General features: G+C 36.3%; 12 protein-coding genes. All 12 read right to left on the bottom strand.

All coding sequences use genetic code 11. The features are described 5' to 3' along the window. Window positions 1-401: 401 nt before the first annotated feature. Window positions 402-926 carry a LacI family DNA-binding transcriptional regulator gene (locus ABEG11_RS05220; RefSeq protein ID WP_348823147.1) on the bottom strand — a complete coding sequence of 175 codons (525 nt, stop codon included), beginning with the start codon at window positions 924-926 and terminating at the stop codon, window positions 402-404. After that, complete coding sequence (locus ABEG11_RS05215) at window positions 923-1,435, bottom strand: alpha/beta hydrolase (protein ID WP_348823146.1); 513 nt, start codon at window positions 1,433-1,435, stop codon at window positions 923-925. Before ABEG11_RS05215 ends, ABEG11_RS05220 begins: the two co-directional genes overlap by 4 nt. Window positions 1,436-1,470: 35 nt before the next feature. Then, window positions 1,471-2,631, bottom strand: a complete 1,161-nt coding sequence (locus ABEG11_RS05210) for an alpha/beta hydrolase-fold protein (RefSeq protein WP_348823145.1) — start codon at window positions 2,629-2,631, stop codon at window positions 1,471-1,473. A 70-nt stretch (window positions 2,632-2,701) separates the two neighbouring features. Then, entirely contained in the window at window positions 2,702-4,024 is a 1,323-nt protein-coding gene (locus tag ABEG11_RS05205) for a family 8 glycosyl hydrolase (protein WP_348823144.1), read from the bottom strand. A gap of 15 nt (window positions 4,025-4,039) precedes the next feature. Then, window positions 4,040-4,888, bottom strand: a complete 849-nt coding sequence (locus tag ABEG11_RS05200) for a sialate O-acetylesterase (RefSeq protein ID WP_348823143.1) — start codon at window positions 4,886-4,888, stop codon at window positions 4,040-4,042. Window positions 4,889-4,946: 58 nt separating this feature from the next. Further along, window positions 4,947-6,500, bottom strand: coding sequence for a carboxylesterase/lipase family protein (locus tag ABEG11_RS05195; RefSeq protein ID WP_348823142.1), 1,554 nt, complete (start codon window positions 6,498-6,500; stop codon window positions 4,947-4,949). Window positions 6,501-6,670: 170 nt separating this feature from the next. Next, window positions 6,671-7,912, bottom strand: a complete 1,242-nt coding sequence (locus tag ABEG11_RS05190; protein WP_348823141.1) for an SGNH/GDSL hydrolase family protein — start codon at window positions 7,910-7,912, stop codon at window positions 6,671-6,673. 46 nt (window positions 7,913-7,958) lie between these two features. After that, complete coding sequence (locus ABEG11_RS05185) at window positions 7,959-9,692, bottom strand: glycoside hydrolase family 43 protein (protein WP_348823140.1); 1,734 nt, start codon at window positions 9,690-9,692, stop codon at window positions 7,959-7,961. A 61-nt stretch (window positions 9,693-9,753) separates the two neighbouring features. Then, window positions 9,754-11,106 carry a family 43 glycosylhydrolase gene (locus tag ABEG11_RS05180; protein ID WP_348823139.1) on the bottom strand — a complete coding sequence of 451 codons (1,353 nt, stop codon included), beginning with the start codon at window positions 11,104-11,106 and terminating at the stop codon, window positions 9,754-9,756. Between the two features lie 33 nt (window positions 11,107-11,139). Continuing rightward, window positions 11,140-13,083, bottom strand: a complete 1,944-nt coding sequence (locus tag ABEG11_RS05175) for a glycoside hydrolase family 97 protein (RefSeq protein ID WP_348823138.1) — start codon at window positions 13,081-13,083, stop codon at window positions 11,140-11,142. A 96-nt stretch (window positions 13,084-13,179) separates the two neighbouring features. After that, the gene (locus ABEG11_RS05170) at window positions 13,180-14,535 is read right to left on the bottom strand and encodes a glycoside hydrolase family 43 protein (RefSeq protein WP_348823137.1); all 1,356 of its coding nucleotides are present in this window, start codon (window positions 14,533-14,535) and stop codon (window positions 13,180-13,182) included. 51 nt (window positions 14,536-14,586) lie between these two features. After that, window positions 14,587-15,921, bottom strand: coding sequence for a glycoside hydrolase family 43 protein (locus ABEG11_RS05165; RefSeq protein ID WP_348823136.1), 1,335 nt, complete (start codon window positions 15,919-15,921; stop codon window positions 14,587-14,589). Window positions 15,922-15,932 lie beyond the last annotated feature (11 nt).

Genomic DNA, 15,932 nt, shown 5'->3' with positions numbered 1-15,932 from the left:
CTGCAAATTTCATAAACGATTCAGCAAGCTCTATGATGTTAATTATTTTTGCCTTTTTAATTTTTTTTAATTTATAAGTACTTACCTAGTTCAAATTATTACACTCCATGTCTTATTGAATATCCAAACAAGTAGAATTAAAGATCAGACAGTTCCCTCCTAACCTGGTCTCTATTTTTTGTTTGCAGGAAGCCATAGGATAATATTAGAGTTCCAGAGTTTGTTATAAAATTTATAAAATTTCTGTGGCGACATACATGAAACAACTATACTTACGAAACAAATTAAACAAGAAGTTCAAAGTAACAACCAATTCGAATCATAATTATTTAATGATCGAAAATGTATCAGACAGAGAATTTATTGCAAAAAGCCCTCAAAAGTGGATATGCAAATTGTAATTAGAAATCAACAATATTGGATTTTTCAATCTGTCTAGTTGATGATTCTCTTACAACAACCTCAGTGTTCAAAAAGGTGATTTCTGAAATATCATTCTTTTTCGGCGCTTTTAAATAGCTTATGATTTTTCTAGCCGAGGCTTGCCCCATTTCGACAGATGGATGTGTAATTGAAGACAGTCCTGGATCAATCATCGAAGCAATTGGATCATCGTTAAAACCAATGATTGCAATTTCTTGTGGCGTTTTTAGCCCTCTTTTTTTAGCACATTGAATAGCCTTAACAGCCATTGAATCATTTGCACAAAATATACCATCTGGAGGTTTTTCTAAATCATATAGATAATTGCTGGCCTTTTCTCCTTCTTCAAAAGTTAAGGCGTTATAATGTATAATCAACATTTCATCAATGGGCAAATCAGCTTCAATTAAAGCATCAATATATCCTCTTTTACGTTCACTATATGTATTTATATGCTGCAATCCGGTTAAATGAGCTATACGTTTACAACCTTGCTCAATCAAATGCTTTGTTGCTTTGTATCCCGCAGAATAGTTGAGTATTTTTTTTCGATAAAAGGAATCAGATCATTTAGTAAATCTTTCTCAAAAACAGCAAAAGCCTTCACTTTATCGGGAGCCATTATGTTGCCTGCGGCACTGTCATCTTTCATTGCACGCCCGTTTGGCATAACAACAATCATAGGCTCTATCTTTCCTTCCGAATAAAGATTGTCTAATATCACTTGCGGGCTGCCCCCGTTTAACCATTCTTTTTCGTCACCACCAATGCCGTGAAGTAAATATAAAACAGGATATTTTTTATTTTTACTAAAACCGGGAGGAGTATAAACAGTTACTTTTCTGGTAGTTCCCACAGTTTTTGAATTATATTCTAAACTTTCAATTTTTCCGTTAGGAATTCCTGTACGTACTTGGTCAAAACCTTTCGGACCTTCTTTTTCGATTTTTTGTGCCAATAAATTGCTCGTAATGATGACTAAAGCAAGAATTGACAAGAGATTTTTTTTCATTTTAAATATTAGTTTTTAATTAATAAAACATTTGTCTATTTGAACAATAAGCCAGCATATTGATGTAAAGACCTTCTCCAGGTTAACCACTCATGAGCAGTACCTTGAGACTCATAAAATACATATCGAATACCTTGTTTATCAAGCATTTTTTTGAAAGCCCCTATTGAACCCGGAAAAGGATTTGGTTCCTTTGTTCCAAGTCCAAGCCATAAAAGTTTAAGTTGTTTATTTACTGCTTTCCCGTCATTAAACTTTCCGTCTAAAAATACTGATGGATCAATTTCATCAGCACTTGGATAATTAGAAGTACCGCTAAATCCGCCATAATAAGCAAACTTATCCAAATGGTTCATGGCAATTCTCATGGTTTGATTAGCTCCCATAGAAAGTCCGGCAATGGCCCTGTGTTCGCGATCTGAAATAGTCCGGAACTTTAAATCAATCATTGGAATAATCTCATTCACCATTACTTCTTCAAAAACCGATATGGGCTTATTTTCTGAACTTCCTTGGTTTTTATAAGCATATCCATTATCCATAACAACAATCATGGGAACCGCTTGATTGGAAGCAATTAAATTATCCAGAATCAAATTGGCTTTGCCTTGAACTGACCAGCCTGTTTCATCTTCAAAACTACCGTGTTGTAAATAAAGTACAGGAAAACGTGTTTTTGTATTTTCGCAATAATTTGGTGGAGTATATACAAAACAACGTCTGAACGAATTAGTCAATTTTGAGAAATAAATGTTTTCGCTTACAAGACCGTGAGGAACATTTTTCATCTCAAAAAACTCCTGATCTACAGCAGGAATTTCTATTCCGCTGCCTAATCGTCCGGCACCATAAAAATATATTGTTCCAGGATCAGGAACTGAAGCCCCGTCAATATTGAGTTGATAATAATGGAATCCTTCATCCTGAGGATTAGATACTCCAGTCCAGATACCTTTATCATCTTTTACCATATCGTATTTAATACCTCCAAGATCTAGCTGAACTTTATTAGCTTGTAGTGCAAAAATACTTGCTCTCACCCGGCCCTGAGAATTCACTTGAGGATACAATTTACCCTGCTGATTTACTGAAGAAGGTTTAAAATCTTCAATAACTTTTAATGGTTCAATTTGTGCCATAGCCAATGAACTCAATAAAACCATCGATAACCCAATAAAAAAATGATATTGTTTCATGATTTTTGTTTTTTTGAAAATCCTAGTGAATACTCTATTTATTCTTTCATATATTTCATTGCAAAAAAATCTAATGTGCTTGCGGGGTTATAATTTGATAATTCCCACTTAAATGCATCAAACTAAAAAGATACATTAACCCATCATAATATGGATCAAAATAACCATCCTCATAGGGTTTGAGCTCGGCGTTCCAGACAGCATGTACAAAATCCAAACTTCCCTTTTCATCATTTATCATTGCTGTTGCTGCTGCTGTAGCAACTAATCCAATAGAGTGCCTTAGTTTTTTTACAGTACCAGCCTGCAGAATAAATTCGGGAGTTGAACCATCAAGATTGAATTGATCTTCATAAGTATCTATTCCTTTAGACCTTAAAAACTTTTGAAACTTCACTGCATATTCTTTCTGCCATTTTTTGTCTTTACCAAACCATGTATAATCCATCGCAATGTTCATAGGAACACGCCAGGAATCGTAACGAAATCCTGCCGGCATCCAAGGCGTAACGTGAGGCTTTCCGTCAAATTCTGTATAGTCAGAATTCAGACCCGTTACCGGATGTGTCGCTTTATGAAAAAACGCCCTTGAAGTATCTGCGCAATCTCTATAAAATTGCTCATGTCCATCTTTTGCATATACAGCCCAAACTTCATAAAAAGCGGGCAGGTGATAAGAAGGATCTGTCCAATTATAATTTTTGCCTTCGGGTACAAAAGTTATTTGCTTGTGTTCGGTATTAATCAAATTATAAATATTCCCAGTGCCGCTTTTTTTCCACATAGCATCTAATATTCGTCTGGCTTCTTTATAATAATCAATACCTGTGCTGTTACCCCATCGATTAGAAGCAAACAAAAGACTGGTTATATAATACAATTCCCCATCAGATGCAGATCCTGGAGAATTTTGCTTCATAGTAACTGGATTAAAACTCCACGCAAAATACCCTTCGCGAGGACCGCTTTGATGTTGTAAATACGCCTTTGAAAATCTCCAGATTTTATCAAAAACATCTTTTTTATTCAGCTGGACTGCCACCATCATTCCGTATGACATGCCTTCCGTTCTTGCATCCTTATTTTTCACATCCGATACGTAGGCCATAGTATCCCCAACAGTGAAATAAACACGCTTAGGTCCTTCAAAAACATCGTAATAAGCCTTAGAAAGTTTCTCGCTAATAGCCGCTTTTTTATATCCTGCTTCTAAAAAAATATTTCTGTATTTTATATTTTCAAATTCTCCTTTTGATTTCTTTTTCCCTTGAGCAAAAAGCATATTAGAAGAAACAATAACAGACAGTAGAAATAAGCCTGTTTTATGTATGTTTTTGAATAAATTTGCTTTTATCATTTGGTAAATATCTGGCTGATTTGCTGTAAAAATCATTACTGAAATTCTATATTATTTTGATGCTTTATTTTCCGTTAGCAAAAGCATCTTCTCAGCATATCTTTTTCCTAATTCTCTATAGCCGGCAGCGTCAAAATGCAAATTATCTTTAGCAACTGTACATCCTTTGGACGAAATCACATAGGAATTAGGAATTGTTTTTGGAAGAGTGGCAATAATTGTATTCATGCTCGCACAAATCCCGCCTTGATCTGCGTTAACGGTTTCACCAGCAAGCAGCGGAACATTTTTAGGATTCAGCTTTAGATCTTTCATCAAATTGTCATACACAATTTTGACCTTTTTTGTCCAAAGCGTATCCCCAGTGTTCGACTCTCCCTGATGCATTAAAATTCCTTTAATCACACCGTCTTTCTGAGCAATTTTTGCCATTTCAACCAATCTTGCATAAGGATTACCATCATACTCTTTGACCATTCCTTTCAGCCAGTCAGGAGCGGTTGTTACGTATGATTCATATTTATCTTTGTCAAAAAGCTCAATTTTACAGCCCCCAACTGCAACATTGATAATTCCCACCTTTACATTTTTAGGAAGATTTGCGACCATTGTCCTTCCAAAATAATCGGTTAGCGTCAAACCAGTTTTACAACGGCATAATGGAGGAACAGCTGTGTACCATTTTCCTTTTTCACGTTTAAGCTCCGGGCAGTTTACTGTTTCCAAAACTTGAAAACGCCCATCAACTTCTACAGTGTCCTGAAGTTCAATTTTAGCATTCCCTTCCATATTTGACTGGCCAAAACTCAGATAGATATGGAAATTAGGGTTTTGTGAAAACATTGTGTTCGCCGTAAATAATAAGATGACAAACATCATTAGGCTGATAATATTCTTCATAATTTAATGGTCAATTAAGCAGTTAGCATTTATAATTTAGTATAATTTGAAATAGAATTTATTTTGCCCAAGCTTCACCTTCTGATGTACGCCTCCAAGAGAAATAAGAATCTAAAACCTCCAATGATTTTATACTTGGAACTGGACCGGTATAAGCACTATTATTGAAATACATTAACTTAGGATCCGAATTATTAAAAGCAGGCCAGTTAGGAATGTCTTTGCCATTAGGGTCGCCATATTTCGCAAAGTTTGTCCAATAAGTTCCCATTAGATCTGAAACTGCTAAATCTGACTTGCTTGTTTGAGGATTTGATGCATCTAAATTCACAAAAACATACGCCACCTCCTGGCCATGGTAAGAACCAAAACCATAGTAAGGTGAATCTTTAGGATGGTCTGGATGCTGGTCAAAATAGTAAAAAAACACTTTTGACTTTCCAGTTTTTGCCTGAAGTCTCGCCCAAGACCATGTTTGCCAGCCAAAAGCCGCATCACGGGATAAATCACGAGCCGTTTTAGGAACAGAAGAATCGCTGACAGGATAGGCTTTTAATAGATTTTCTGCAAATTTACCATAGCGTGTTTCTACACTGCTGACAAATTCTTTTGGGTCTTTCGTTCTTGTAAAACTCGCTCCCTCATCTGAATTGTAACCAATAAGAATAGGAATGTCATTATATTTACCAGCTTCATACAGCTTGTACTGATCGTCAGGAATTACCCATCCGTCAGTAATGGGCCATCCGCGTCCTGCAGGAAGTTTATCAGCCTCAATTGACCTTAATTTTTCAATTGAAGCCACTCCGGCACTTTTCATATAGTCCAATCCTTCATTTTCAGCAACCTTAAGCGTTTTCATGTTTTCACCTGGATAAGTAGTAAGTCTTGAAGGGCCAAATGAACCTCCGCTTTGTGATATAGCGCCATTAAAAAGACCTTTTGCCAAAGGCGAAGCACATAACATACTTACGGCAATACCTCCTGCTGATTCTCCAAAAATTGTTACTTTATTTGGATCGCCTCCAAAGGCTGCAATATTCTCCTTTACCCATTGCAAACCTGCAATCATATCCAGTAAGCCGTAGTTTCCTGAAACATTTTTTGGGTTTTCAGCGCTCAATTCCGGGTGCGCCATAAAACCTAACTGCCCCACACGGTAAGCAATACTCACTAATACAACACCTTTTTTGGCTAAGTTTTTACCGTTATAAGATGCTTCAGAAGTTGCTCCTGCTCCAAATCCACCTCCATAAATCCATACCAATACTGGAACTTTTTCTTTTGCAGATTTTGCTGGTGTCCATACATTCAGGTAAAGACAATCTTCACTTTTTCCAGAAGGTGGATTTCCCCCTTGGATTGGACCAGGCGCAAATTTATTTACCTGCAGCACACCATCCCATTTTTTTACAGGCTGAGGAGCACGCCATCTGAGATCTCCAACTGGTGGTTTTGCAAATGGAATTCCTTTAAAAACCAGTAATCCATCTTCGGCAGTTCCCTGGAGTCGGCCTTGCTTTACATGAACCTCTGTAGTAAGTGGTTCGTTGACAGCATTAGTAAAACCAAAAAATGTCAATACAACAACAATAAAAAAAATATTTTTCATACACGTAAAAGTTATTTGTTATACTTCATATATAATATTATCTGACGGTCGCTTGCATAGACTTGTTGCTAATGGCGATGTCATAAGTAATTAATTTAAAATTCCAATCAGCTGGTTAATTCTGTTCGTATTAAATCATTTGCAAAAACCAATGATCATTGATGCGCTTTTTATTTAAATAAATTTAAATCTATGGCTTCACCCATTCTGCGGTAACCCAATTCATTAGGATGCAAAAAATCCTTATCATGCATATTAGATAAAATAGTTTTTGAGCCAGGCTCTGAGGCCATTTCTTTATCAAAATCAATTACAGCATCAAAACCGTTATTCCCTCGAATCCATGCATTTACAGCATCTCTCGCTTCTTGTCGATAAGGAGCGTCATAAAATGATTTTTCAAACGGCAGAATAGTACAACCATACACTTTGATTCCCTTAGCATGTGCTTTTTCTATCATCCCTTTGTAGGCATCGATCAATTCTTGTGCCCTAACTGGCGCCTCTTCAGCAGTTTTAATCCCTCCAATATCATTTATTCCTTCCAGAAGAATTAGCCATTTTGTGCCTGCTTGAGATAACACATCTCTGTCAAATCGATTCAATGCCGTTGGGCCTAATCCTCCTCTGACAACACAGTTTCCTCCAATTCCTAAGTTCAGGACTCCAATATGCTCTGTTTGTTTATTGGCTAATAAACGGTCAGATAGTATATCAGTCCATCTATTCTGTTTATTAGTTCCTGAACCTCGTCCATCTGTAATAGAATTCCCTAAGCAGACTATATTTGCAGATTTTCTAGGTGCAATAACATCCACTCCCATAATTGAATACCAATGGTCTGTCTTTACTGCACCCGAAAAAGCTACATTGTTAAGGTTATCCCCCTCCAAAATATATGAAGTCGTTCGAGAACCTGGATGTCCGGATGTTTTTTGCGAAGCAGTTCCATAATGAATAGTAATCGCCAAAAGCTGGCCTGGCTGTAGCGCAAAATCAAAAGCATCCGAAAACACTTCTTCATGAGGGTTCATTGTTATGCCCTGATTTCCGTTGAAGCTAAGCATCTTTAGAGTTGCTGCATTAATAGCCGGAGCATCAGTAACATTTGCAATACTTACCGATTTTAAAACAGTAGGCTGATCACTATATATATTTGAAAAGCGTAACCTCATCCGTTTTCCTCCAATAGAAACCCTGATAATCTGCCTCAATGTATTCTCTGTCAGCCCAGGAGGCGGGGGCATATTATTTGGTTCTACTAGCATTTGTGCCGTAGCCCAAGTGCCTACCCAATTTTGAGCACCAGCTTTCCCACTTAACTCCTTTTTAGCAATTTGATTGGATTTACAGCCAACAGCTAAAATGAGCAGGCTTAAAAATAAAATCCATTTTGTATGTCTTTTTTTCATTATTACTAAAGATTATTAAGGTGGCGAAATCAAATATTACAATTATTTACTGAGGCTGGGCATCATTAGCAGCTGTTGCATATAATCCTACCAATGCGCCGGTAAAACCTCCTGCAGCATTAGTTGAAAGAATATCTCCTGAAACTGCTCCTCCTAAGTTTTTAAAATCAGCACCATCTATTGAATAGCTAAATTCATAACTGTCTCCTGTTGCTTTTACCTGTAGACGAATTGGTTTTTTGATGTCAATTTTAGTGCTTGCAATAATTTTAGACTCGCCTTTTTCTGTTCTTTCTAACAAAATATAAGTATCATTTCCTTTTTTGGTGATACCAAAAACATAATTAAAACGCTCATTTTGCAGACATGTAATACCTGCCAAATCTTTTTCAGAAGCTGGTTTATAATCAATTGTTGTGGAAAAAGTGAAACTATTGTGCATTTGTCTGTAAAAAAGTGTAGAAGTAGGTTTTACTTCTTTAATATTTACTTCAAATGGGTTAATCTGCAGTCCTTTTTTAGTTACTGAAATAAAATTTTCGCGCGGACCTCTTAATCCTATCCATCTATAATCTAATTTATTGGAAGTAAAATTTTCTTCGAAAGTAAAATTACCATTAGGAAAAAATCCATCCTTGCCGGTTTTGTTTTCAGCTCCGTTTGGAGTTTTTAATTTTGGCTCCATTGGAACTAATCCGTTTTCAAAAACAGGAAACGTTCCAGACCAATCTACAGGTAGCATAAACGTTTCACGTCCTGCATTTACTCTGTCTTTTTCATTAGGGCGTATTCCTAAAAACACTCCGTAATACTTATTATCCGGTCCTAATACTAAATCAGCATGTCCTGCCCAGTCAATTTTATTGGCTCTGTCTTTTGGAAAATACCTTTGTGTTAAGATGGGATTGTTTGATGATGGCTTAAAAGGCCCTTTTGGGCTGTCACTGATGAAAATCACCTCACTATGATTGCCTCCTGTACCGCCTTCAGCACACATTAAATAATAACGTCCGTCTTTTTTATACAAATGCGGAGCTTCAATCCAAATAGGTTTTTTAGAAAGATCTACTCCTCCGTCAACAATAATTTTATCAGTGCCCGGAATTACTTTGTCAGTTGCAGTATCATATTCCCATACTTTAATTACACGATGTCCAATATAAAGTTCTTTACCTTTATCGGGAGCATCATTGTGAACGATATAGCCTTTTCCATTATCATCAAAGAAAATACAAGGATCAATTCCTCCAAAATCTAGTTTAATAGGACTTCCCCATCCTTTCATCGGGTCTTTGGTTTTTACTATTATATTTCCCATATTCCCTGTAAAAGCCGTAACAATCATATAAAAAGTATCATTGTGCGGATTGTAAGTTATACCCGGAGCGTAAACCCCTGCACTGATACCAGTATCGTGCGGATTAAATTCGTTAACATTATTTAAAACCCCACCCAAATCTGTCCAGTTTACTAAATCTTTAGAATGAAAAATAGGTACGCCCGGAAACATCGCAAATGAAGAGCATACCATGTAGTAATCATCTCCTTTTCTAGTAATTGCCGGATCCGGATAACATCCCTGCAGCACCGGAGTATAAAACTCCCCTGCTTTTAATGGATTTTTTTTATATAACTGATCATCCCCCTGATAAACCACTTTGGAAAACACAGGTGGATTTTTTGCTGTTTTACCCTTGAGCTTGTCTTTATCACCTATACCTGTAAAGGAAAACAAGCCCATCATTAATGATGAAAATAAAACGATTTGTATCTTTTTCATTTCTAACTATTTAATTTATTATTGATTAATTTTATTCTTTTCTAACTTTAGTTTTGTTCTGCTATTCAAATTTTATCCAATCGGTTTCAATTTGATTATCATCTTTCGATACAACAATTAAATTTTGAATACCTGATTCCATTGTCAATACTGGCGATTTTATTTCTGTCCAATTACTGCCTTTGGGAACAATCACTTCAGCAATAATGGTTTGTTTTTTCCCTTTCGAAGCTATTTGCAGAACCCCGCCTTTTTCTGAAAAAGCTTTTACAGTGACTGATTTTAATTTTTTCTGATCAAAATCAACATTATTATACTGTATCCATCCGCCTGACTGATTGAAAGCAGTTTTCCATCCTTTAAAAGAATTTTGACTGTCTAAAAATGAAATTGAAACTCCTTTATTGCTTTTTTCAGAATATCGATCAATTTGAATTTGATCAGTAGCTTTGGTATTTCCAACACCTCTTAATGTTGGAATAACTTTCTGGATAGTTCCGTCTGAATTAAAAAACAAATAATCAGCTCTAATAGATCTTGCTTTATCAAACTGAGGTGATAAATCGTTGTGATGATAAAACAAATACCATTGCTTTTTGAATTCTATAATTGAATGATGATTGGTCCAGCATCCGGTAGGCGATTCATCCATAATGACACCCGCAGCTTTGAATGGGCCTAACGGATTATCAGCTATTGCATATTCTAAACGCTCAATTTTGTTTTCAACATGTGGATAGGTCAGATAATAAATCCCGTTTCTTTCAAATACATACGGTCCTTCTTTTAATCCTTTCGCAGGGAGATTCTCAAGTGTTTTCACCTCCGAATCTAATTCGGTCATGTTTTCCTTCAATTTGGCAGCATAAATATTTCCTCCAGACCAATACAAATAGGCCTGTCCATCTTTGTCAATAAAAACATTAGGATCAATTCCGCTGATTCCTTTTATGGGATTAGGCTCCGGCACATAAGGCCCTTCAGGCTTACTGGCAATCGCTACACCTACAGTGAAACCTTTCTTAAAATTAATTGTGTCTTTCGGTATGCTCGGAAAATAGAAATAATATTTACCGTTTCTTTCGATACAATCTGGTGCCCACATACTGTAACTATTGGGTTTAACCCATGCAACTGAATTTTGCTGCACTATCATTCCATGATCTGTCCAATCTGTTAAGTCAAAGGAAGAAAACACATGATAATCTTCCATACAAAACCAATCTTTACGACCTTTCCCTTCAGTTGCAAGTATATCATGAGACGGAAATATATAAACTTTATCTCCAAATACCCTTGCAGAAGGATCGGCTGTAAACTGATCTCTGATAAGCGGATTTTGAGCAAAAGAAACAGTGCTAATTATAAAGACTAACACCATTTCGATTTTAAAAATACAGGTTAAATTCTTCATTACTTTTAAGTTAATTATAATTAAAACCAATCATTAATTAACGATCAGCACACCTCCATTACAAGGTAGCGTCAATTCAATCTGCTGGTTTTTATTCATTTTTACAGTACTCACTTTTCCATTTAACTCCAAATCATCATTATACAACTTTAACTCAGTACCTGCTGTAATCATTGGTAATTTCAAATTAAATTTCAGTGTTTCTTTTTGAGCATTTACACCAGCTATGTACCATTTTGTTCCTTTTCGGCGCGCAAGAATCACATATTTACCCGGATATCCATCTAAAAAACGAACTTCATCCCAGGTGGTGGGTACTTCTTTCATAAAGCTGACTGCCCAATCGGGAGCATCAGTTAAATTATTTGGTGCCAATGCAAAATGCTGAACCCCGCTTTGAAACAATACAGCAGTTGCCAAAGCAAAAACATCCGAAGTCATTCGTTTTGAACCTTTGTTTGGTATATTATCGCTATTGTAAAATTTGTTTAAGGCACTTCCTCCAAAATCCATGCTTCCAACTACGTTTCGGATAAAAGTGTGAATAGAGGCATTTTTTGCTTCATTGTCACAGCTTCCCTGACCAAAATGCAGGTTCTCACTAGCCAAAACCGCTTCGCTTGCTGCATAATTTGGGTACATGCGTTCCCATCCTCTTGGCAGTGTACAACCATGAAAAATTACCATGATCCCAAAATCATTGGCATCTGCCAAAATATCTTCGTACAGCTTCATGGTTACCTGCTTATCACCTCCAAAAAAATCAACTTTAATTCCTTTTACACCAATACTTTTCATCCAAGCCATTTCTTTACGGCGAATAATTGTATTGTCCATGATTCCTCTGGGACCTTGTGGAGCATCATTCCAATACCCATTAGAGTTGTACCACAGATAAAGCCCTACTCCTTTACTTTCTCCATATTTTGCCAGTTCAGCGATTTTATCTTTACCTATTTGTGTGTCCCAAAGCGCATCCACCAAAATGGTTTCATACCCCATTGCATTACTAAAATCAATGTACTGTTTTTGAACCGGAAATGTGGTGTTACTATCCATTTTCATTATCCAGCTCCATGTCCCTTTGGTATATTGATATTTTTTTGAAGCTTCATATTTTGGTTTAACCAAATCAAACGGAATAGTAGTTTCTACAATTGGTGTCAATGTTTCGCCAAGCGTTATTGTTCTCCAAGGAGTTTCACCCGGCAGTGCAATACCTGGCGTTGTTGTTCCATTGCCGTTATTTTCACCCGTCATTGGGAATCCTATTGTATATAAACCATTGTCATTACCGATAAGCTTGCTACCGCAATAATAACTGTCAACACCAGTTTCAGAAATCAATACCCATCCATTGTTATTTACTTTAAAAAGGCACGGAAAAGTATATCCCTCCCCTGTTCCATTTTTCCCTATTGGAGCATCAAGAGTGTAGGATGTTTCATAACTAGGCATTGTTCTGGCGTATCCAACCATTGATTTGCTTTGAGGACACAAAAAAGTAGTTGTCCCCTGAGGCAATAAAAATCCCGAAGCTTCTTCCTGCACCACACAGGCACGGGCTTCTTTCTGCGGATGAACTTTATACCTGAAGGCCACATTATTATTGCTTACCCTGAAAATTACATCAATAGCTTTTTTACCTTCTTTGGAAAAAGAAAATATTGCTTCGTTTGCCACATAATGTACCTTACTTTGTTTTATATTGGTCAACTCATACGTTTCATCAATTTTATTTTTATTGACGTTGGCTTCTAAAGTCAATCCCGAAGTAAAATCACCAACATTCGTTTTTAAGCCAAGCGGTGAATTTTCTAAAAATTGTTTTCCGTTATAAGCAACACTATAAAAAGCTGTTCCATTATTTAACGCAACTGATACTTTTAATTTTCCGTTCGGACTATCCACAACCAATTGTGCATTCGAGGTAAAAAAACTGAACAAACAAAGGCATAATATATTTTTAAAGTTCATAATGATTTGATAATTAATTGGCATTTTATAATTTATTTTATTGTTAATAATGATTAGATGAACTGTCAATACATCTAATTGTTTGAACCATTTTTATCATTTAGAAAACATCCAGTAATCGAAAAACATGATTTTGGCGGGAGCCTTTCCTTTAAATATAAAATAAACATCATGTATCCCTGTTACTTTCTTCACATCTGCGGTAACAACTTGCCATCTGTCATTACCTCCGGTCATTGGGACTTTTATTGTACCAATCAATTCACCGTCGAGACCATCTAACCTAATTTCCATTGATACGCCACTATTATGAGTAGTACCAACACGTGCTGTAAATTTTGAAGCTCCTTCTTTTCGGAAATCAACATCTTTGACTTTTGTAAAAGCATCATTTTTCATGGCAGTTATAAAAACACCTACTTCATTATTCTGCATAGCTTTTACATCTTTCGACCAAGCCATGGTTTCTGCTTCTGACTTGACATAAGGATTGACAGCAGTTAAACCTTTTTTAATTCCTTCGGTCATATTCATCTGTTTAATAGTGCCATCCGGATTAAAAACCGCTTCTTCTACACACACCGATCGTGTAAAACCTCCACCTCCAGGCAATGCTCCATTATGATAGAAAAAATACGACTTGCCTTTAAAATCAATAACACCCGGATGATTGGTGAAACTTCCTCCCTGAGTAGGCATTACAACTCCTTGATATTTCCACGGCCCAAGCGGACTTTTACTTGTAGAATACCCTATATGCTCTGAAATAGGACCTGCCGCAAAAAATAAATAATACAATTTGTTCCTTTTATAAAGCCATGGTCCTTCTTCATAAGTGGTAGGTCTTCGCGGATCTTCTTTTCCGATGCGTTTTCCAAATGCTTCAATGGTATTTGGGAATACTTTTATTTCGTCATTGTATGAGATCATATCTTCGTTTAATTTCACGTAATGGCATTCGGGATTTCCCCATAATAAATAAGCCTGACCATCATCATCAATAAAAACCGTAGGATCAATATCGGCCATGCTGTTTTGAATTAGAGGTTTTCCTAAAGGATCTTTAAAAGGGCCATAAGGACTATCTGAGACTGCTACTCCAATACCATTTTTACCCTGACGATCAGTTATCGGTGCATACATATAAAACTTGCCTCCTCTTTCTATGCATTGAATTGCCCAGGCATTCATCTTTGCCCAGCTAAAATCTTTGTATGACATCACTGCGCCATGATCTGTCCAGTTTACCATGTCTTCGGTGGTGTATAATTTCCAGTCATTCATTGTAAACCAGGTGGATTCATCTTCGTCATGGGAAGTATATAAATACACTTTGCCATTATACACCATCGGCGCTGGATCTGCGGTATAACTGGTCTGTATGATAGGATTTTGAGAAAATCCAATCATAGGAATTATATATACTAAAAGCTTAATTTTTTTAAAATTCATTTTTATTTACTTATTAACTTTCTTAGATTATTCTTCAAATTAAATAGGGAATTATTCAAACCTCCACCAATCTAAATTGAATATTGATTTTCCATTTCCTTTAAAAACAAAAAACACATTATGCAGACCCTTTATCTTTTCGACTTTAGTTTTAAATTCTTTCCATGTATTTAAATCTCCTGTGCTTTTTATATCGCAAACTCCTAAAAGTTTACCTTCTTTATTATCTAAACGTATTTCTATTTTTCCGCCCGATAAAGAAGCTGCACTTACATGAAAATTTTTTGCACTTTTTTCAAAATTCACTGCTTTGACTTCGATGTAATCATTGTTGTCTATCTGGGTTACAAAGACTCCTTTTTTATCATTTTTATCTGATTTTACTCCTTCGCTCCACGCCATTGTTTCGGCTTCAACACGCTTAAAAGGATTTATTGTTCCCACCGCTTCAGGTCCGTTTTCAGACCAATATGACAATGTTTTAATGGTTCCGTCTTCATTGTAAATTATTTCGTCCATATCCACCGAACGTCTTTCATAAAAAGTAGAAGTTTCTCTTTTTATGATATCATAACTATGTCCGAAAACATATGATTTCCCTTTGTAATCAATTATTCCCGGATGATTGCCTCTGGTTTTTTCACTGGCTTCAACTATCATTCCTTTATATTCCCATGGCCCGATTGGAGAATTACTCATTGAATATCCAATACCTTCCGGACAGCAGGTAGAGGCATACGACATATAGTAATGTCCTTTGCGTTTATACACCCAGGGACCTTCCTGATAGTTTTTTGCTTTCGTAGGTTCTTTCACGATTTCTCCCGAAGTCGAAATCATATCTTCATTTAGTTTTATGTAATATACATCCGGATTTCCCCAATATAGATAAGCCTGTCCGTCATCATCAATAAATGGATTTGGGTCAATATCATTCCACAAATGATTGTCTTCAATCAAACGCTTCCCCAATGGATCTTTAAATGGGCCGTAAGGACTATCAGAAACTAATACCCCTATTCCCTGTCCATGCATGGGCGCATACAGATAAAATTTGCCGTTTCTCTCAATACACTGGATTGCCCAGGCGCCATTGTCATGTTTTACCCAGCTAAAATCCTTCAGGGAAGCAACCGCACCATGGTCTGTCCAGTTAACCATATCAGTTGAAGTATAAAGCTGCCAGTCAATCATTTTAAAACCTTTTGCATCGTCCTCATCATGTGAGGTATACAAGAAAACTGTGTCTTTGTAGACCATTGGAGCAGGGTCAGCTGTATATTTTGTCTGAATAATAGGCTGTTGCTTAATATTGCTTTGGGCAGTTCCATTGAAAACGGCCATAATGAACATGCAAAGTGTTATACTTTTATTTCTTTTATTCATCGTATATTATA

Source organism: Flavobacterium aestuarii (genome assembly GCF_040049115.1).
Lineage (GTDB): Bacteria > Bacteroidota > Bacteroidia > Flavobacteriales > Flavobacteriaceae > Flavobacterium > Flavobacterium aestuarii.
The sequence above is the reverse complement of the archived record's forward strand: the minus strand, read 5'-3'. Positions and strand labels throughout refer to the sequence as shown.